This is a genomic window from Streptomyces griseochromogenes (genome assembly GCF_001542625.1).
In the GTDB taxonomy this organism is placed as follows: domain Bacteria; phylum Actinomycetota; class Actinomycetes; order Streptomycetales; family Streptomycetaceae; genus Streptomyces; species Streptomyces griseochromogenes.
Genome location: NZ_CP016279.1, coordinates 5,573,919 through 5,591,500, shown reverse-complemented (window position 1 = coordinate 5,591,500; position 17,582 = coordinate 5,573,919). Strand labels below are relative to the sequence as shown.

Sequence of the window (17,582 nt, the reverse complement as noted above, 5' to 3'; positions counted from 1 at the left end):
CCGCGCACGATCGCGTGTACCCCTTTCCCCCTCACGGGTGGGCACCGCGGTCACCGTCGGCCTGTTCTGCGCGGTACTGGCGATCAGCTTCGCCGTCGTCACGGCCCTGCACATACTCCTCGCGCCCCGCGGCCGCGCATAACGGCCGCCGGCAGCCAGCCTTCCGCCGAGGTTAGCGGGCTCGTTGCCGGTGGACACGCCCAACGTGTCACTGGTCGAGGTTTCGTGTCCGATCCCCATCAAACACTCTCAAACCATCCTCCGAGACCGGCACTGACTCCTATCGCCTCGCCAGCACACGAGCCCGGGCTGAGGAATCCGCCAAGGTCGGCTGAGTGCGATAGCTGCCGATCTTGACCTGAGTGACGAGGGGGGTGAGGGACATCGGAACGAAGGCCGGTGCTAGAAGATTGTTGTATGTGGGTTCAGCGAGTGATCGAACTGACCGGGTGGGAGCCGCTCGGGATCTCCGTCGACTGGGCGGCGATCGAGGGAGAGCTGGGTGTTCCGCTGCCGGCGGACTACAAGGAGCTCTACGAGGCCTTCGGCGGCGGCGTCTTCAGTGATTCCCTCTACTTTCTGGGGCGCGACGAAGGCCCCGCGTTCGACTTCCTGACACAGTGGCGGGTCTCCCTGTCGGTCGACCAGGACAACAACCTCGGAAGCCACTGCGCCGTCGAGCCCTATGCGATCTACGCGCCGGGCGGCAAGGGGCTGGTTGAGTGGGGCTCCACCGAATGGGCCGACGAGTACTTCTGGCTGATCGACGCCCAGCGGCCGGGCGAGTACCTCGTCCTCGCGCGGTCCAATGACGTCGGCGCATGGCACCAGTACGACATATCCACCTCGGAGTTCCTCTACCGCGTCCTTGCCGATGCCGACTTTCAACCTTTCGGGATCGCGCAGTACGACCTCGGCACGGTGTTCAGGCCCGGCTCCGGCGACCCCTTCGACGGCCAGCCACTCTGACGAGAGGCTGGGCGTCCCAGGTTCGTGGACACAACAGTGCCGTCGTTTCTCATCGAGATCCGTGAGCCAGGTGATCACCAACTGCCTCCGGAACCGGTCGCCAGACGCTGTTCCTAGAGATCCACGAAGCCACCTGCGACGGCAGCGCGACCCTGCCCGCCCTGTCCTCCAGCAGCCAGCCCCGTTCCACCAACCGTTCCAACCTCGCCCGCGCACCCTCGACGGGGGAGTGGGAGGCACTGTCCCAGCCCAGCACCACCGCCGCCCGCCGGGCGCCGATCCCATCGACTCCCGCCTGCTCAGCGGCGGTCATCAACGCCTGGTAGTCGACCGCCAGCACCTCACCCCCCACCGCGTCCTGCCCATGAGGAACAGCCCGGCGCGGCCCGGCCGGCCTCACCTTCATCCCCTGCGACCGGTCATCGGACGGCACCGCGGGCGCATCCGTCTCGGCCAGCGCCTCCAGATACTGCTCCAAGCCGATCACCCGTCGCCTGAGCACTTCTTCGGCGTCCGCCAGCGCCAGCCGCGCCCGCTCCGGCTCGGCCTCGAGCTCCTCCCCCCCATTACCGTCTTCGTGGCCCCGCAACGGGGTTACCGGCCTTCGGAGTTGGCATGACTGCCTCCCCTTGTCGAGTGCATGGCCTGGGGGGTGGTGTCACCAGCTCCGGAGGCACTGACAGACCGCTGATTAGGGGCATGACCACCGGCCTTTCCCCAGGTCGGGAGGCTCTTCGTAATGTGGATGTGGCGATCAGTGCCGTGGCAGGGCCGGACGAGTACGACCGGAGGACACTGCACGTGATCGACACCCGCGACATCGACGTCTACCTCGGCCTGGACGTGGGCAAGGGCGAACACCACGCCACCGCCGTCACCCCGGCCGGCAAGAAAGCCTTCGACAAGCGGCTGCCCAACAGCGAGCCCAAACTCCGTGAGGTCTTCGCGAAACTGCAGGCCAAGCACGGCACCGTCCTCGTGGTCGTCGACCAGCCGGCCACGATCGGGGCCCTGCCGCTGGCCGTCGCCCGCGACATGGGCTGCCAGGTCGCCTATCTGCCCGGCCTCACGATGCGGCGGATAGCCGACCTCTACCCCGGCGAGGCCAAGACCGACGCCCGCGACGCATTCATCATCGCGGACGCAGCCCGCGCCATGCCGCACACCTTGCGCTCGCTCGACCTGGACGACGCCACCGTCGCCGAGCTGGAGATGATCGTCGGCTTCGACGACGACCTCGCCGCCGAAGCCACCCGACTGTCCAACCGGCTCCGCGGCCTGTTCACCCAGGTCCACCCTCACCTCGAACGCGTCCTGGGCCCGCGCATGCAGCACCCCGCCGTGCTGAAACTGCTCAGCCAGTTCGGCTCCCCAGCCCAGATCCGCAAGGCCGGACGCCGAAGGCTGATCACCCTGATCCGCCCCAAGGCTCCCAGGATGACGGAACGGCTGATCGACGAGGTCTTCACCGCACTCGACGAACAGACGGTCATCGTCCCGGGCACGGACGCAGCCGCGCTGATCGTCCCCAGCCTGGCCGACTCGCTCCAAGCAGTCCTCGACCAGCGCAAACTCCTCGCTCACCGGATCGAGGAACTCCTGGAGGCCCACCCTCTTTCCCAGGTCCTGATGTCCATGCCCGGCATCGGCATCAGGACCGGAGCCCGCATCCTCATCGACGTCGGCGACGGCACCAACTTCCCGTCCGCCGCCCACTTGGCCGCCTACGCCGGCCTCGCCCCGGCAACGAGAAGCTCGGGCTCCTCGATCCGCGGCGAACAGCCCTCCCGCCGGGGAAACAAGCAGCTCAAGCGGGCTTTCTTCCTCTCCGCCTTCGCTGCCCTGGCCGACCCGACCTCCCGCACCTACTACGACAAGAAGATCGCCCAGGGAAAGCACCACACCCAAGCCCTCCTCTGCCTCGCCAGACGTCGGGCCGACGTGCTCTTCGCCATGCTCCGCGACGGCACCTTCTACCAACCCCCAACCCCGATCACCCCTTGACCAAAGTCATAGGGGCACCCCCCCCGCACTGCCGCGGCCTTCCGCCGCGCTTCCAAGACCGCCCGCATCGACGGTATCCACCACCCCCGCAACATCTCGGCCAACGACGGGCCGAGACTTCCGCGAGAGCTGCCATCCCATGTCTGAGCAGCGGAATCCGCCCACGAGGTTTGGAAAGACAACGACCTCTGAGGCCTGTGGATTGGGGCGAAACAGAAGCCACGCAGCTTCCTCGTTAACGATCACCGGTCTTATGCCGTGTCTGCGGCGCTGTTGTTTGGTGGCGTGAGGTCGTCTCGGAGTATGGAGAACACGATGAGGTCGACCCGGCCGGTGTGCACGAATCCTGCGTTTCGCAGGATGCCTTTGCGGTGGAAACCTGCCTTCAGCGCGGCCTTCTGGGAAGCGGTGTTCTCGGTGGCGGCTCGGAGTTCCAGACGCTGGAACTGCTGGTCGGCCAATAGCCATTGGGCCAATGCCTTGGTTGCCTCAGCGGCGATCCCGCGGCCGCGGGCCCAAGGGCATACCCAGTAGCCGACCTCGCTCACCAGAGCTCGCCAGTCGGTCTTCTTCAATCCGACGGTGCCCATCAGTCGCGCGGTGCGGGCGTCGGTGACCGCGAAGTGGATGCCGTCGCCGGACTCACGAAGGGTATGGGCGGCAGTGGTGCACCAGTCGGTGACGTCATTGAGTGGTGAGAGCATCGGCGCAACTCGCCTGCGTGTCTGCGATGTCGGCGTCGGTGAACGGACGGAGCATCAGTCGTTCGGTGTGAAGCACCGTCTCAGGAAACATCCGACCATCCGTCCATAGTCGATCACCTGGCCCGGCCGACGCTAGCAGGGACTGCTGGAGTGACGACCAGCGACCGGCACGGAACCCCGCTCGCCGTCACGCTCACCGGCGGCAACCGGCACGACGTCACTCAGCTTCTGCCCCTGCTGAATGCGGTTCTCCCGATCAGGGGCCTGCGGGGACGCTCTCGGCGCACGCCCCGGCGACTGGACGCCGACCGGGGCTATGACTTCGACAAGTACCGCCGCCTGCTGTGGAAACGCGGCATCAAACCCGTGATAGCCCGACGCGGTGCCGCCCACGGCTCCGGACTGGGCAAGGTCCGCTGGGCAGTCGAGCGCGCCTTAGAGGTCATCTCATTTGGGGTGTTCGATAGGCTCCAGATGTGGGGATCGTTGAGCGGCTTGTGCCGGATGAGCTGTGGGAGTTGTTCCAGCGAGTGGTTCCGGAGGCGCCGAGTCGGCCTCAGGGTGGTGGCCGGCGCCGGCACGGCGACCGGGAGGTGTTGGCTGCGATCGTGTTCGTGGCCACGTCGGGCTGCACGTGGCAGCAACTGCCGTCCGCCTCGTTCGGGCTTTCAGGGCCCACGGCTCACCGGCGCTTCGCCGAGTGGTCGAAGGCCCGGGTGTGGGCGAAGCTCCATCGCCTGGTCCTCGACGAACTCGGCTCTCGCGGTGAACTGGACTGGTCTCGCTGCGCGATCGACTCGGTGAACATGCGAGCCCTGAAAAAGGGGACCTGACAGGTCCGAATCCGGTGGATCGCGGCAAGTACGGTTCAAAGATCCACTTGATCACCGAGCGTACCGGGCTGCCCCTGTCCGTCGGGATATCCGGTGCCAACCTGCACGACAGCCAGGCCCTCGAACCGCTCGTGCGAGGCATCCTACCCATTCGCTCCCGGCGCGGACCGCGCCGACGACGGCCCGCCAAACTCCACGGCGACAAAGGCTACGACTACAACCACCTGCGCCGATGGTTACGCAGCCGCGGCATCCGACATCGCATCGCCCGCAAAGGCATCGAGCCCTCCACACGGCTGGGCCGCCACCGCTGGACGATCGAACGCACCATGGCCTGGCTCGCCGGATGCCGCCGCCTCCACCGCCGCTACGAACGCAAAGCCGAACACTTCCTGGCCTTCACCAGCATCGCCTGCACCCTCATCTGCTACCGCAGACTCACCAAATGAGATGACTTCTTAGCCTGGCTTCACCAGTTCAAACGACTCCGCATCCGCTACGAACGGCGTGCTGACCTCCAACAGGGCCTGCTCGAACTGGCCTGCAGCCTCATTGCCTCCGCCGCCTGCGGACCTCGTTGTGTAACGATCAGTCAGTCGCCCAGGATTCGCTCCCACAGCAGCCCGTCCCGCCAGCTCCCGTCGAGAAAGATCGAGGAGTGTGCGACGCCGTACGGGCTGAACCCGTTGCGGCGCAGCACCCGTTGCGACGGCAGGTTCTCCAGATTGGTGGATGCCTCGGCGCGGTGCAACCCGAGTTCGTCCGTCATCACCCGGAGTACAAGCCCGACGGCGTGACCGGCGTGCCCTTTGTTCTGGGCGACGCTGGCGATCCAGTATCCGACGGAGCCGCGGCGCAGGTGCGGCTGCGGCAGGATGCCTCCGACGGTGACCTGCCCGATCACCTGGTCGTCGGCGAGCACCACGCCTGGCCAGACCGAGCCGGCCCGGTATCCGGCCAGCAGCCTGTCGATCCGTTCTGCCTGGCCCTCCGGGGTGAAGAAGTCGGCCGGTTGGGCCGGTTCCCACGGCCGGAAAGCCTCGAGGTCCCGCACCCGATGCGCGGCTATCGGGGCGGCGTCGGCGGGCTCGATCAGGCGGATCCTGGTGCTGTTGTGCATGGGCTGATCCTCGTCGCGGTGCGTCGGATGAGACCGGCCAGCCTATGCGAGCCGCAAGAGCCGACACTTCTGGCCAAGCGCTTCATTCTGAAATGATCAGTTAAGCCGTGTCTGATGGGTCGATGGCGCCTGGGCTTCAAGGGGCGCCTCCTATCGCATCACTGGCCACGTCCTGCAATCGCGCAGCAGGGTCCGGGGTAACTCTGCTGCGCATTTCGCTGGGGCGTGCGGGGTGTCGGGTGCCGGCAACTGCGGGGTGACGTTGGGGTGTCAGGTCTCCCGGTGTTCGCTCAGAACAGTGCTTGGTCCTCGCCGCTGGTGTCCGCGATGACTGGTCGGATCTGGGCAGGGAGGCCGTCCAAGCGGTCAGGACCGGCTGCGGCTGCTACGGCGGGGGCTGTCTCGGCCAACCAGATGCGAAACCGCTCGGCGGCTTCGCGGTAGGGGACTTGGGCCAGGACGCGGTGCTCGCCGGAGGGGCAGAAGTCGACGGTGACTGTGAGCAGGCAGGATCGGGGCGCGTTCTGGCTGCCTGTCCAGGACACGCGCAGGACACCGCAGGGCTTGCGCCCGCGGGGGGCGCGGTGGGTCGGGCGCAGCGATCGGCAGGCTATGTGGGCGGTCCATGCGGCAAGGTGCGGCAGGGGCAGGGTGTTGCGTGCGCGGCAGCCGGGGCAGCGGTGCCAGTGGCGGAGCCAGTGGTCGGCTTCGGTGTGGAAGAGGCGTGTGTAGCGGTTCGCCACGCGGATGTCGTTGCTGTACAGGTGGTCGGGCCGTTCTTGTGTGTTGCAGGACTGGCAGACGGGGGCGCGGACGTAGCCGTGTTCGTGGCAGTGGTCGAGGACGGCGGCGGGCGCGGTGCGGCAGACGGCGCATGCCCACCCGGCCACCCTGCGGGAGGTGCCGGGCTTCCTGCTGAGCACCGAGTACAGCTGGCCTTCCAGCTCTGCGTTGTACGGGCGCAGTGAGGCGTTGGGGCCCTCGGGGCTGGTCGTCTGCCGGCCGTCGGCGGCTCGTGCCTGGCGGGGGTGGGAGGGTGGCTCGGTGACGGCTGCGCCTGCCTGGCGGGTTCGCGCGGCTTGCAGCCACTGCGTTTCGGTGTGCTCGGCCGCGTCGAGCAGCCTGACCACAGCGCGCGGCAGCCACCACGTCCGCTGTGTCCCGTCGCGGGTCTGCTCCACGAGTATCTGCCGCCAGTCGATCCCCGCCAGATGGTATGGCTGGGCGTCTTCACGTCGTGCTGCCCGCTCGGGGCCGCGCAGCTCCTGCAGTTCCCGCGTGATGCGCTGGCGCCAACGCAGGGGCGTTTCCTCGTTGCACGCCTGCCTCGGCGCCCCACGAAACGGACCGATGCGGACGAGGTCTTGCCCATCCATCCCCACCGCGTTCAGTTCCGCGGCCGCCCGGCGCACCTCAACCTCCGGAACACTCCACTGACTGCCGCTCGCTTTCACCGTGGCCACCGCATGGCCGCCGAGCAGGACGTACCCCACCCGGGCACAGGAAGGAGAGCAGGTGAATGCCCCGGAAGCCGTCGGCACAGCACTGTCGGCCGTCAAATCGACCCACAGAGCGTCCGCGGCCCCCAGGGTGATCAGGCCGTCCGTACGACCGGGCATGACACGCTCTGACATACCGACAGGCTAACGGCCTGCAACGCGGCACCGCCCGGTCTTCCTTGCCGCCCAGCAGTCACCGACGTGCATGGCGTCGGCGTTGGTCCGGTTCAGGCCGTACTGGATCAGCCAGGCCGCCGCCCGGTCCTTACGCGCCCCGGCTGCCCGTCGCTGCGCCTCGCGCTGCTCCTCGTCTGCGATCCACCGGTCGATGAGGGCCAGCTGCCGTGTGGCCTGCTGTTCGACGACGCGGCGGGCGAAGCGCAGCATGTCGAGACGGGTCACCGGACATGGTTCGTTTGCATGTTCGATAATGGGCGGTGCGCTGCCCGCGGGATCAGGGGGCGACAAGGGGGCGGTCATGTGGGGATGACCTGCAGATCCTCGCGGCCCTGGGTATCGGTCTCGCGACCCTGGATCCAGTCCCGGGCGGGCTGTTGCGGTACTCCGGAAGCCGGGACCGCATCTACTCGCCGAGCCGCTATCCGTGCTCAGCCTGCGGGGCGCCGGCCGTCGCGACTTGCCGGCGGACCGTGCCCGGACTGGGCCTGCGCTGGCAGGACTCCTCCTGCGACTGCATGATCGCCGGGTGGCGGCTGTGAACCCCGGCCGCTACCGCTTCACCCTGACTGCTGCTGGCACGACGCTGATGCACGGTTGGTGGGGGAGTGAGGAGCTCGGGAGCCGTCAGTGCGCGCGCACGGTCTCCTTGCCGGTCGTGGTGCCGAGGGCGGCGGAGCGGTGGTCTGTCCGGCAACGCAGCAGGATGCCAGGCATCGACTTCAGTGCGTGCTGCTTGGTCTTGCCATTGCGTGGAGGCGCAGGGTGATGGACTGCCATGGTGGGGTCGCGGTGCCCTGGACCGTGCAGTCGTTGGCTGTGGAGGTGATGGAGCGGTAGGCCGTCGTGAGCGTGGGGTTGTGGGGTGTCGGGTCCACGGGCTGCCAGGGCGTTTCCTGCCAGGGCGCATCGAATTGGGGGGCGGGGCCGGTTGAGGCGTTCACGGCGGTGAAGATGAGGTCACCTGCGGAACACAGTGGCAGGCCGCCCATGTTGATGGATTCGGTGCTGGTGCCGGTGTCCGATCCGGCGGGGATCCAGTGGCCGATGTCTGATTCGGCCTCGGTCCAGGGTCCGGCGGCGGTGATCCCCCGGAATGCGTCGACTGCGGTGTGGGCGGCGGTGGCTCTCGGCCAGCGAATGGTGATCTGATCGAGCGTGTCCAGCGGCCTGGCACGGAGGACTGCGAAGAGCTGCAGGCGGCCGTGGTCGTTGATCTGCCCGGCCGGCCGGTAGGTGTTTCCGGCCGTGTCGGTCACGGTGACCGCACCTGAGCCCGCACCGGTGAGCGCGACGGTGACGATCAGTGTCTCGCCGCGGGCGACCGTGTGCAGCACCTGCAGATCGGTCCCGGTGATCAACGGACCGTAAGGGGACGTGACGTCGTAGTTGCCGATCCGGGCGGCATAGGCACCCCTACTCGTGGTCCGGGAGACGCGCGGGCCGTGGTGGGACGGCAGTGCGGGCAGCGGGCTTCTATGCGTGGTCCGGGAGGCACGGGGGCTGTCGTGGGACGGCGGCGCGGGCAGCGGGCTTCGGTCGGAGGAGAGCGCGGTGACCGTCAGCAGGGCGGTGAGCAGGATGCCGTAGTGTGCCGCGGGTCTTCTCCCACGCTCGTGTCCGGCTTGATGGCCGCTGGCCTCGCCGCTGGGGAGCGTGGCCGGCTCGTCTGGCGGGACGAGTGCTGGATGCGGATCGTCACCGCGGGTGGGTGCCGTCGTGGCGGGAGCGGTCGGTAACTCGGCGTCGGCGCGCCCGGGTCGGGCCGGTGGTAACGCCTGGCGGGCAAGGCGAAGGAGTTCCTCGCCCTCGTCCTCTGGCAGGCCGAGGGCCGTGGCCAGCAGCCGCAGCGTTTCCCGGCGGGGCCGGGCGACCCTGCCGTGCTCGAGGTCACGGATGGCCCGCACGCTCAGTCCCGAGCGTTCGGCGAGCTCCTCCTGCGTCAGCCCGGCCCCGCTGCGCCGGGCGCGTAACAGTGCCCCGAATCCGTCCTCGTTCATCACGCCCCCCGCCGGATGATCCAGATCTGCGCAGGTGAGTACACCACAGGGGATATCTGCCGGGAAAGCTGCCGATTCTTCTTCCGGCCGTTCTGCCTGGTCACTGCCGTGGGGGGGGTGCCCCTATGACTTTGGTCAAGGGGTGATCGGGGTTGGGGGTTGGTAGAAGGTGCCGTCGCGGAGCATGGCGAAGAGCACGTCGGCCCGACGTCTGGCGAGGCAGAGGAGGGCTTGGGTGTGGTGCTTTCCCTGGGCGATCTTCTTGTCGTAGTAGGTGCGGGAGGTCGGGTCGGCCAGGGCAGCGAAGGCGGAGAGGAAGAAAGCCCGCTTGAGCTGCTTGTTTCCCCGGCGGGAGGGCTGTTCGCCGCGGATCGAGGAGCCCGAGCTTCTCGTTGCCGGGGCGAGGCCGGCGTAGGCGGCCAAGTGGGCGGCGGACGGGAAGTTGGTGCCGTCGCCGACGTCGATGAGGATGCGGGCTCCGGTCCTGATGCCGATGCCGGGCATGGACATCAGGACCTGGGAAAGAGGGTGGGCCTCCAGGAGTTCCTCGATCCGGTGAGCGAGGAGTTTGCGCTGGTCGAGGACTGCTTGGAGCGAGTCGGCCAGGCTGGGGACGATCAGCGCGGCTGCGTCCGTGCCCGGGACGATGACCGTCTGTTCGTCGAGTGCGGTGAAGACCTCGTCGATCAGCCGTTCCGTCATCCTGGGAGCCTTGGGGCGGATCAGGGTGATCAGCCTTCGGCGTCCGGCCTTGCGGATCTGGGCTGGGGAGCCGAACTGGCTGAGCAGTTTCAGCACGGCGGGGTGCTGCATGCGCGGGCCCAGGACGCGTTCGAGGTGAGGGTGGACCTGGGTGAACAGGCCGCGGAGCCGGTTGGACAGTCGGGTGGCTTCGGCGGCGAGGTCGTCGTCGAAGCCGACGATCATCTCCAGCTCGGCGACGGTGGCGTCGTCCAGGTCGAGCGAGCGCAAGGTGTGCGGCATGGCGCGGGCTGCGTCCGCGATGATGAATGCGTCGCGGGCGTCGGTCTTGGCCTCGCCGGGGTAGAGGTCGGCTATCCGCCGCATCGTGAGGCCGGGCAGATAGGCGACCTGGCAGCCCATGTCGCGGGCGACGGCCAGCGGCAGGGCCCCGATCGTGGCCGGCTGGTCGACGACCACGAGGACGGTGCCGTGCTTGGCCTGCAGTTTCGCGAAGACCTCACGGAGTTTGGGCTCGCTGTTGGGCAGCCGCTTGTCGAAGGCTTTCTTGCCGGCCGGGGTGACGGCGGTGGCGTGGTGTTCGCCCTTGCCCACGTCCAGGCCGAGGTAGACGTCGATGTCGCGGGTGTCGATCACGTGCAGTGTCCTCCGGTCGTACTCGTCCGGCCCTGCCACGGCACTGATCGCCACATCCACATTACGAAGAGCCTCCCGACCTGGGGAAAGGCCGGTGGTCATGCCCCTAATCAGCGGTCTGTCAGTGCCTCCGGAGCTGGTGACACCACCCCCCAGGCCATGCACTCGACAAGGGGAGGCAGTCATGCCAACTCCGAAGGCCGGTAACCCCGTTGCGGGGCCACGAAGACGGTAATGGGGGGGGGCTGCGGACGATCAGGACCGGAAACCTCAACGAAAGGAACAAGCGCATGCGTCGCTCGACCCGAACCAGTCCCCGTGGTGGGAGTATTCACAGGAAGGTGGGAGCCGCTGTCTCGGCCCTCGCTCTGGCAGGCGCCGGCCTGGCGATGGCCGCGCCCGCGCACGCGATCGACAGGGTGAACTGCCCGACCAACGGGCTCACCGTGTTCACCACCGGCACCACGAATTACTGCGCCGCGGGTTCCATCGGCTACAAGAACACCCAACAGCTCTTCGGCGTGGGCCAGATCTCCCCCGTCGCCTACGAGCAGACGAACTGGAACTGGGCGCAGTTCTATAACGCGACCGGGGACAAGCCGCTGCAGCTGCAGCCAGGCCAGAAGAGCGTCTACCTGGGCGGCACGATCACCTACGCGCTGGAGATCGACAACCCCGGCTGGACGTGACCCTCGGCTGGAACGGTCCGTGAACCCGGCGCCCGCCGACGCTTCCATGCGGCGGCGGGCGCCACTCCTGCGAAGGACGAGAATGAAGCTCTTACGGACGATGGCTGCCGCCACGCTGGTCGTGGTTCTCGCGGGCTGTGGTGCGGCAGCCGACCGGCCGGCCCTGCCGCCGGTGCGCAAGATTGCTGCCATCACCCGTGTCGACCAGGTGGTACGGCCGGTCGACGCTTACCTTCCCACTGGGGAGCAAAGTCGGATCGTGGAACGCGCCGCCTATATGTCGAGCATCAAGTGCTTGAAAGGGTTCGGTATTTCTCAGGTGCCTGGCCCGGACCCGGCAACGGACGAGACCTGGCGGCGCGATGTGCGATCGCAGCTCTACGGCTACTTCGCCCCGGACCAGGCGGCGACCAAGGGGTACGACGCCGTCGTCATGCCCCCGTCCGGGGCACGGATGTCGGATGCGGCTCGGCGGGTCTACATCGGCCGGGACGACACCGGTGCCGCCATCTCCGAGTTCCGGGGCAAGACCGTGCCCAGGGGCGGTTGCCTGAAGGCAGGTCTCGGTGCCGTCGGTGGATCGCTCCTCCTGGGAGCCGATGCGTCGGCGCTGCCGGGAGGGGGCCCCAAGGAACCACTGCACGATCCGCGAGTTGTAGACGCCGAACACAAATGGAGCGCATGCATGAAGGCGCACGGGTTCGTGTACGCGACGCCTGCGGACGCCTACATGGACCCGCGTTGGCGCGCCCCGGCGATGAGTACCCAGAGCTCCGTGACCCACAGCCGGGCCGAGATCGCGACCGCCACCACCGACATGGCCTGCAAGCAATCCACGAACTTCATGGGGATCACCGTCGCTGTCCAGAGCGGCTACGACAAGCAGTACATCACGGCCACGACAGCCGGACTGGCGCGCTTCAAAGAACGGCTCGACAAGCAGATCGCCATGGCCAAGAAGATCATTGCGGACAGCAAGCCAGAGTGAGCGCCACCACGCCCTGTCGGGCGGCCCGGCGTCTGCCGCCAAGACCCCGCCGACGGCACGCCAAGGCGCCCTCAGACTGGAAACCCAGCCCGGTTGCCGCGCCCAGCCAGCCCGGCCGGGGCGCGGCAGCCCCGGCCTTCTTTACGAGTTACGGGCTCTGGCACAGATCTTGGGGAGCCGTTACGACGAGTGATATTGCCGTTCGATTCGGAGGCGTCGCAGAGTTGTCGGCCGGGAGCCGGCCCGTACTCGGGGGTGCCCCGGTGCGGGTGTGCGATCGGCTCCGCTCCCGGACGTGGCAGCCTGGCCCGGTGCTCGGCACCGTGTCGGCGCCCCCGGCCGCTCTGGTTCAGCCCAGCGCGTCCATCAGGGCGGTGACATAGGCATCCAGCCGCTCCTCCACAACTCGCGTCGTCAGCTCTGTCCTCCCCGCCTTCTGCCATGACTGCGCCAGCAACTGCACTTCTTCCGAGCACGCCAGCCCGTCCCGCACCAGCCAGTACAACCGTTCGCTCGTAGCCGCGGCCAGCACTCCGCCGGCCTCCTCATACGCCTCAGTGAACCGCAGACCCCACGCCGGGCCGTGCAGCAGCGCGAGATTGGTGGAGCAGTGCGCCACATCGAGATCCGCCGGGCCCCAGGAGGCCGCTGCCCAGTCGACGACGCCGGTGATCCGGGCACCTGCCGGCTTTGAGGGTGGCACGTCGAACAGCACGTTGCCGGGTTGGAAGTCCCAGTGCAGGAATCGCCCTTCATAGGGCGGCGCGGGGTTGCGGATCACGTCGATCGCCGCGGCCCATGCCGCCGCGTCGGCGCCCTTCGGGACCACGACGGTGTCGGCGGTCGTCAACGTCACATACTTCCGGGGCCGCTCGGCGGGTCGCAACGCGTGGATCGCCACGAGTTGACGGGCCAGCAGGGGAACGCGCCTCTCCGATCCCTCATCGTCGAGGACCGTCCGGCCCGCCAGATGTGTCATCAGGAGCGATGGATACTCGCAATGCGCGGCGGTCGGATCAACTGCGACCAGTCCAGGAGCCGGCACGCCGGTCCCCGTGAGCAGGGTCAGGGCGCCGGCCTCCCTGTCCAGCCAGTCCTCGGCGCGCTCCATATAGAACGGGTCGACGAAGGTCCGCAGCACCAGGTCACGGGTGCCTCCATCCCGCGTGCCGATGGTCAGCCTCCGCATTTCGGCAGTGATGCCGCCGCGCAGCACCTCGGTTCTAACGACCCGTTCGCCGACCTCCAGGTGCCGGCTTACCCAAGCCAGGGTCAACGGTCGGACAGCCGCCGCCTCATCATGGTTGGTCACCGTGCCACCTCAACATCCGGACGACGGCATGCGCAAAAGCTTTCCTTGGAGGCAAAGGCAGCACTGCTCTGCTCCTCTCGCAGCTGCCGCAGGCACCATTCAGGCACTCGCATCGAGCCGTGGCTACAGCCTGGAAAGTCCCCGTACAGCGGATCCTGGCATTGATCGCGAGGAGCCGTCGCGATCAATCACTGAAGCAGGATCATCTTGCGAAGCAGTTCGAATCAGGCGCGCCCGTAAAGCTGCCGTGGGACCGGCACGACCGGAGGGCCAGGTCGCTGACAGTGGTCGTCCTCAGTCAGCGGTTGTTGGGGCTCAGCAGCGTGGCGGCCGCGGCGATGAATGCGACGGATGCTTCCTTGGCCGCATGGCGCCGGGCGTCCAGCTCGGTCCGGTTGGTGGCCTTGCGTAGCGCGGACGTGGCATCTGCGGCCTGCTGGGCGGGGCCGGCCAGCTCGGGGACCAGGACCTGAAGGCGGATGTGGGGCGCGGTGATTGCCGCCCGGGTGTCGTGGGACCTCGTCTGGGCTTCCAGCTGGTGCTCGGTGCCTGCCTCGGTCAGTGCCAGGCGCTCACGATGGAACATCGCCGAGCGGTGCGCGTCCAGGGCGGCCGCGAAGTCGGTGACGGCGCCGAGCTGGTCCTGGCGGTGGCTGTCGGCGCGCTCCTCGGCGCGTGCGGTGCGTGCCGAACGGTGCTGGAGGAGTCCGGCGGTCAGGGCACCGGCGAGGGTACCGAGTACGGCAACGATCGAAGGCCATATGGACATCAGGTGTTGGGTCCTCTCGGGTAGTCGGATTCGGTGGTGAGGTCGGCGGACAAGCACGAATCGAACGTCACGTGGAAGCGGCCCTGCGACACCAACTGCGGCCACGAGAACATCAAGTACGAGACGCTGCGCGAGGAACCGGGACGCGGCTACCGGTTGCAGTACGGCACCCCCGACTGCGCCGATGCTCCTGCCGGGGCGCTGATCGTGGAATCCGTCCCGGACAAAACCCCCAGTCCTACAGCAACTGCGGATCCTCCGACGCCGACAACGGCCACTTCCAGTTCACGTTCAACCCCGACCCCGCCGCGACCGGCCCCGGCTTCGGACAGTACGAGGCCAAGGGCGACCTATACCAGATCGGCGGTGGCCACGGCGGCCAGTTCTGGTACTCCCACACCCGCGACATCCACCACCTCGGCGGCGACAGCGGACGGATGACCAGCAAGGGCACCTGGACCCTCGACAAGAGCATGTCCTGCGCCAGGGCGATGGTGCACCTTCCTGACACAGGGGCCCAAACCCGGCAAGCCCTCTATGTGATCGGCGGGTCAGACAGCACCAGCCCCGGCCGAATCGTGGAACAGCACGCCAGCTGGTGGGTCAGCCTCGGTGCCTTCCACTTCACCGGCACCCCTCCGTTACCCTCACCAACGCCACCGCCGACGAAGACGTAGCGTGGGACGCGGTCGCCCTCCAACCCCTTCCCAGCAAGCCGAACAACATGCTCGTCGGCATGGGCGACTCCTACTCCTCCGGCGAAGGCGCCTCTGACCCAGGCGGCGACGACTATTACCCGCAGTCCGACTACGTCAGCAAGGCGGGCGGAGGCAAGGTGCGGGACGACTGCCATCGCTCCAAGTACGCCTGGACCCGCCGAGCCGTGCGCGTGCGGGCCGTGCGCCGGGCTCAACCTCGGCAGCGCACGGCGCGCTCCTCATCCGCCAGCCGACCGGTCCAACGCTCCGCCGACCGGACGGCCCCCAGCGGCGTGCCGGGGCTCTTGCCGACCCCGCGATGTGCTCCGTCACCGTCCAAGCCATCGCCGCCCGCTGAGGCTTTGTCTTTGCCGCAGACTTCACACGCGCATTCCGCGCCGTGGCAACCATTGAAGCAGCAGATATGTTCACAATCCCGTCGCGTCTCAAGCGCGGCATCGCCATCACGGCGGCATTGGCCGGTCTCAGCGCCATCGGATTGGCCGGGCCAGCTTCCGCCACTCCCGCAATGCCCGCCGCCAAGGCTGTACAGGTATCGTGCTGTCGGCTGGCCACCCGTACAAGAAGCATGGGACTGTCTGGGGTAACGGCAGCGCCAACAACTGCGGTGGAAAGTGGGACCACGTCCTCCTCATCCTGTGGGCGGGCAATCCCGCACCGGGCGGCGTCCAGTGGTGGTCGCAGGACTCGAACGACAGCGGAAAGCTCGACGAACTCGAGAGTACTTGGTTGACAACAGGGCGCGTATCGAGTTGTGATCAGTTGGTGGTTTGGGTGAGGTCCTTGACCCAGATCATCGAGGCGCGCAGGTGGAGGCCAGCGAGGTAGCTGTCCGAGGTCTTGTCGTATCGGGTGGCGATGTCTCGCCAAGCCTTGAGCTTGTTGATCAGGCTCTCGACGGTGTTTCTCTCCTTGTAGAGGTAGGCGTCGTGGCTGACAGGCCGACCGCCCGCGGAGCCCTTCTTCTTCCGGTTGGCGGCCTGGTCTCTCTTCTCCGGGATCACTGCCTTGATCCCACGTTTCCTCAGGTGGGCCTGGTTGCCGCGGGAGGAGTAGGCCTAATGGGACGACGCGAAGGTGATCTACCGGTCCAGGCCTCACCACTGCGCTGCACGCCTTGTCGACTGCCGGCAGGTGCTTGCCCCTATGGGTTTCGTCAAGGCGTGGGGGCGGGGTTCGTAGAAAGTGCCGTCACGGAGAACGGTGTTCTGAAGATCGTGCCGTCGATCCCCTCAACGCGCGGTGCGGTGTCAGACCCTGCGGATAGTGTCCGCACTACCGGCCATCGCCCTGTCGAAGGAGATCTCTTGAGTGACGCCTACTCTCCCATCCCTGAACTGAACCAGCTAAAGGAGTTCCAGGACAGCCTCGGAGGGCAGTTCTTCGCGCCCGGATTTGAGCTGATGAAGTACAACAAGGGCCTGGACTGGTTCTGCGGCGATGCACCCGACGCATACCTGGACCGGTTGATCCCCTTCGCCTACGCAACGCACTCTGGCTCGTACTACGCCTTGTGGCGCTGTGACGACCGCACTGACCTCGCCACCCTTCCCGTCATCTTCTTCGGTGACGAGGGCGATCTCTGGGTCGAAGCCAGCAACCTGCGCGAACTCTTCCAGTCACTCGCCCTTGAGCCGGACGACCCCGAGGACCGCGCTCGCCTCGCCTCCTCACGCCAGAGGTATCTCGTATGGCTGCAGCAGAACTTCGGGCTCGCACCGCTCGGCAACTCGGACGACGTCGACGGGGAGAACTTGGCCTCGTACACCCAGCGGTTCGCCGTCTGGGTCTCGGAGTTCGCCTCTGACGACCTCCTCGACGACGTGCTCAGCGCGCTCGGCGTGGACATACCCACGCCCTGATATCAACCAGGACTGGGGATATTCGAATCGGCCGCCGCCCTTCCCCCTGTCAGGGCAGCAGCCGGAAGGAACAGGTTCAGGTCAGCTGACCGGCCGCCATCGGCTTACGGACCCCTGCCCTTGGTGCGCTTTGCCCTGCCACCGTCGGTCCCCGCGCTCACTTTGAACCCTTTGACACCGGGGTCGCGTTGGACGACTTCGACGTCGATGCCGAGGCGGGTGCCATGGTCGATGCCCTTGGTGCGGTAGCCGGTGTCGGCCCACGCCTTGGTCACGCGAGGGCTTGTGGTGGCGATGCGTGAGAGCAGCTGGATGCCACCTGCGTTGTCGGAGACGCTGGCGGCGGTCACCCAGACGGCCAGGAGGAGGCCGAGGGTGTCGACGCCGAGGTGGCGCTTGTGACCTGCGATTTTCTTGCCGGCATCGATGCCCTGGTCGGCTGCGGGCACATTGGCGGAGGTCTTGATGCTCTGCGCGTCCAGCACGCAGGCGCTCGGCTCGGCATCACGGCCCTGGCCTCACGCACCAGTTGCCGCAGCAGGCCGTTGAGCTGGTCGAAGATTCCTTCCTTCTGCCATGCGGTGAAGTGATCTGCTTGA

The 17,582-nt window shown here is 67.5% G+C and carries 15 protein-coding genes and 4 pseudogenes; 8 read left to right on the top strand and 11 right to left on the bottom strand.

The genetic code is table 11. The features are described 5' to 3' along the window. Positions 1–417 precede the first annotated feature (417 nt). Entirely contained in the window at positions 418–969 is a 552-nt protein-coding gene (locus AVL59_RS23855) for an SMI1/KNR4 family protein (RefSeq protein WP_067307875.1), read from the top strand. A gap of 49 nt (positions 970–1,018) precedes the next feature. Here the strand turns inward: AVL59_RS23855 and AVL59_RS23850 are convergent, their stop codons facing one another. Then, positions 1,019–1,558 carry a hypothetical protein gene (locus AVL59_RS23850; RefSeq protein ID WP_067307872.1) on the bottom strand — a complete coding sequence of 180 codons (540 nt, stop codon included), beginning with the start codon at positions 1,556–1,558 and terminating at the stop codon, positions 1,019–1,021. 212 nt (positions 1,559–1,770) lie between these two features. Here AVL59_RS23850 and AVL59_RS23845 point away from each other — a divergent pair, with 212 nt between their 5' ends. Further along, complete coding sequence (locus tag AVL59_RS23845; protein ID WP_443732255.1) at positions 1,771–2,973, top strand: IS110 family RNA-guided transposase; 1,203 nt, start codon at positions 1,771–1,773, stop codon at positions 2,971–2,973. 251 nt (positions 2,974–3,224) lie between these two features. Here AVL59_RS23845 and AVL59_RS23840 read toward each other — a convergent pair whose 3' ends face one another. Next, positions 3,225–3,677, bottom strand: a complete 453-nt coding sequence (locus AVL59_RS23840) for a GNAT family N-acetyltransferase (RefSeq protein WP_237281642.1) — start codon at positions 3,675–3,677, stop codon at positions 3,225–3,227. Between the two features lie 99 nt (positions 3,678–3,776). On the opposite strand from AVL59_RS23840, the pseudogene AVL59_RS49085 reads away from it, so the two are divergent. From AVL59_RS49085 to AVL59_RS53050, 3 genes and pseudogenes are all read left to right on the top strand, one after another. After that, positions 3,777–4,112: pseudogene (locus AVL59_RS49085) on the top strand (transposase); the annotation flags it as partial. A gap of 47 nt (positions 4,113–4,159) precedes the next feature. Beyond that, positions 4,160–4,959, top strand: a protein-coding gene (locus AVL59_RS49080) for an IS5 family transposase (RefSeq protein ID WP_237281913.1) whose coding sequence is annotated in 2 segments (ribosomal slippage) — positions 4,160–4,495 and positions 4,498–4,959 — 798 coding nt in all. Because the reading frame shifts where the segments join, the coding sequence is not laid out codon by codon here. 12 nt (positions 4,960–4,971) lie between these two features. Beyond that, positions 4,972–5,064: pseudogene (locus AVL59_RS53050) on the top strand (IS5/IS1182 family transposase); the annotation flags it as partial. Positions 5,065–5,102: 38 nt separating this feature from the next. Here AVL59_RS53050 and AVL59_RS23825 read toward each other — a convergent pair. The 5 genes from AVL59_RS23825 to AVL59_RS23805 form a co-directional block, all read right to left on the bottom strand. Further along, on the bottom strand, positions 5,103–5,630 hold the full coding sequence (locus AVL59_RS23825; protein ID WP_067307868.1) for a GNAT family N-acetyltransferase: 528 nt from the start codon (positions 5,628–5,630) through the stop codon (positions 5,103–5,105). A gap of 290 nt (positions 5,631–5,920) precedes the next feature. Continuing rightward, complete coding sequence (locus AVL59_RS23820; RefSeq protein WP_067307865.1) at positions 5,921–7,264, bottom strand: endonuclease domain-containing protein; 1,344 nt, start codon at positions 7,262–7,264, stop codon at positions 5,921–5,923. 9 nt (positions 7,265–7,273) lie between these two features. Continuing rightward, positions 7,274–7,531 carry a hypothetical protein gene (locus AVL59_RS23815; RefSeq protein WP_067307862.1) on the bottom strand — a complete coding sequence of 86 codons (258 nt, stop codon included), beginning with the start codon at positions 7,529–7,531 and terminating at the stop codon, positions 7,274–7,276. 497 nt (positions 7,532–8,028) lie between these two features. Next, complete coding sequence (locus AVL59_RS23810) at positions 8,029–9,306, bottom strand: helix-turn-helix domain-containing protein (RefSeq protein WP_067307860.1); 1,278 nt, start codon at positions 9,304–9,306, stop codon at positions 8,029–8,031. Between the two features lie 135 nt (positions 9,307–9,441). Then, a complete protein-coding gene (locus tag AVL59_RS23805) occupies positions 9,442–10,644 on the bottom strand; it encodes an IS110 family RNA-guided transposase (protein WP_443732255.1) in 1,203 nt (400 codons plus the stop codon). A 341-nt stretch (positions 10,645–10,985) separates the two neighbouring features. Between AVL59_RS23805 and AVL59_RS23800 the strand changes: the two genes are divergently transcribed. Then, entirely contained in the window at positions 10,986–11,333 is a 348-nt protein-coding gene (locus AVL59_RS23800; protein WP_067307858.1) for a hypothetical protein, read from the top strand. Positions 11,334–11,433: 100 nt separating this feature from the next. Continuing rightward, entirely contained in the window at positions 11,434–12,321 is an 888-nt protein-coding gene (locus tag AVL59_RS23795; RefSeq protein WP_159400037.1) for a hypothetical protein, read from the top strand. Between the two features lie 349 nt (positions 12,322–12,670). On the opposite strand, the gene AVL59_RS23790 is transcribed toward AVL59_RS23795, so the two are convergent. The 3 genes and pseudogenes from AVL59_RS23790 to AVL59_RS23775 form a co-directional block, all read right to left on the bottom strand. Further along, entirely contained in the window at positions 12,671–13,633 is a 963-nt protein-coding gene (locus tag AVL59_RS23790) for a phosphotransferase family protein (RefSeq protein ID WP_067307853.1), read from the bottom strand. Between the two features lie 298 nt (positions 13,634–13,931). Beyond that, positions 13,932–14,402, bottom strand: a complete 471-nt coding sequence (locus AVL59_RS23785; protein WP_067307851.1) for a hypothetical protein — start codon at positions 14,400–14,402, stop codon at positions 13,932–13,934. Positions 14,403–15,879: 1,477 nt separating this feature from the next. Next, positions 15,880–16,179: pseudogene (locus AVL59_RS23775) on the bottom strand (IS5/IS1182 family transposase); the annotation flags it as partial. 249 nt (positions 16,180–16,428) lie between these two features. On the opposite strand from AVL59_RS23775, the gene AVL59_RS23770 reads away from it, so the two are divergent. Beyond that, complete coding sequence (locus tag AVL59_RS23770; protein WP_067307847.1) at positions 16,429–16,983, top strand: hypothetical protein; 555 nt, start codon at positions 16,429–16,431, stop codon at positions 16,981–16,983. Between the two features lie 158 nt (positions 16,984–17,141). On the opposite strand, the pseudogene AVL59_RS23765 reads toward AVL59_RS23770, so the two are convergent. Further along, positions 17,142–17,572, bottom strand: a pseudogene (locus AVL59_RS23765) (transposase); the annotation flags it as partial. Positions 17,573–17,582 lie beyond the last annotated feature (10 nt).

What these genes read in the sequence shown, in the direction of transcription:
- AVL59_RS23855 (WP_067307875.1), top strand. Translation starts at nt 418, where the DNA reads ATGTGGGTTCAGCGAGTGATCGAACTGACCGGGTGGGAGCCGCTCGGG.
- AVL59_RS23840 (WP_237281642.1), bottom strand. Translation starts at nt 3,677, where the DNA reads ATGCTCTCACCACTCAATGACGTCACCGACTGGTGCACCACTGCCGCC.
- AVL59_RS23825 (WP_067307868.1), bottom strand. Translation starts at nt 5,630, where the DNA reads ATGCACAACAGCACCAGGATCCGCCTGATCGAGCCCGCCGACGCCGCC.
- AVL59_RS23820 (WP_067307865.1), bottom strand. Translation starts at nt 7,264, where the DNA reads ATGTCAGAGCGTGTCATGCCCGGTCGTACGGACGGCCTGATCACCCTG.
- AVL59_RS23810 (WP_067307860.1), bottom strand. Translation starts at nt 9,306, where the DNA reads ATGAACGAGGACGGATTCGGGGCACTGTTACGCGCCCGGCGCAGCGGG.
- AVL59_RS23795 (WP_159400037.1), top strand. Translation starts at nt 11,434, where the DNA reads ATGGCTGCCGCCACGCTGGTCGTGGTTCTCGCGGGCTGTGGTGCGGCA.
- AVL59_RS23785 (WP_067307851.1), bottom strand. Translation starts at nt 14,402, where the DNA reads ATGTCCATATGGCCTTCGATCGTTGCCGTACTCGGTACCCTCGCCGGT.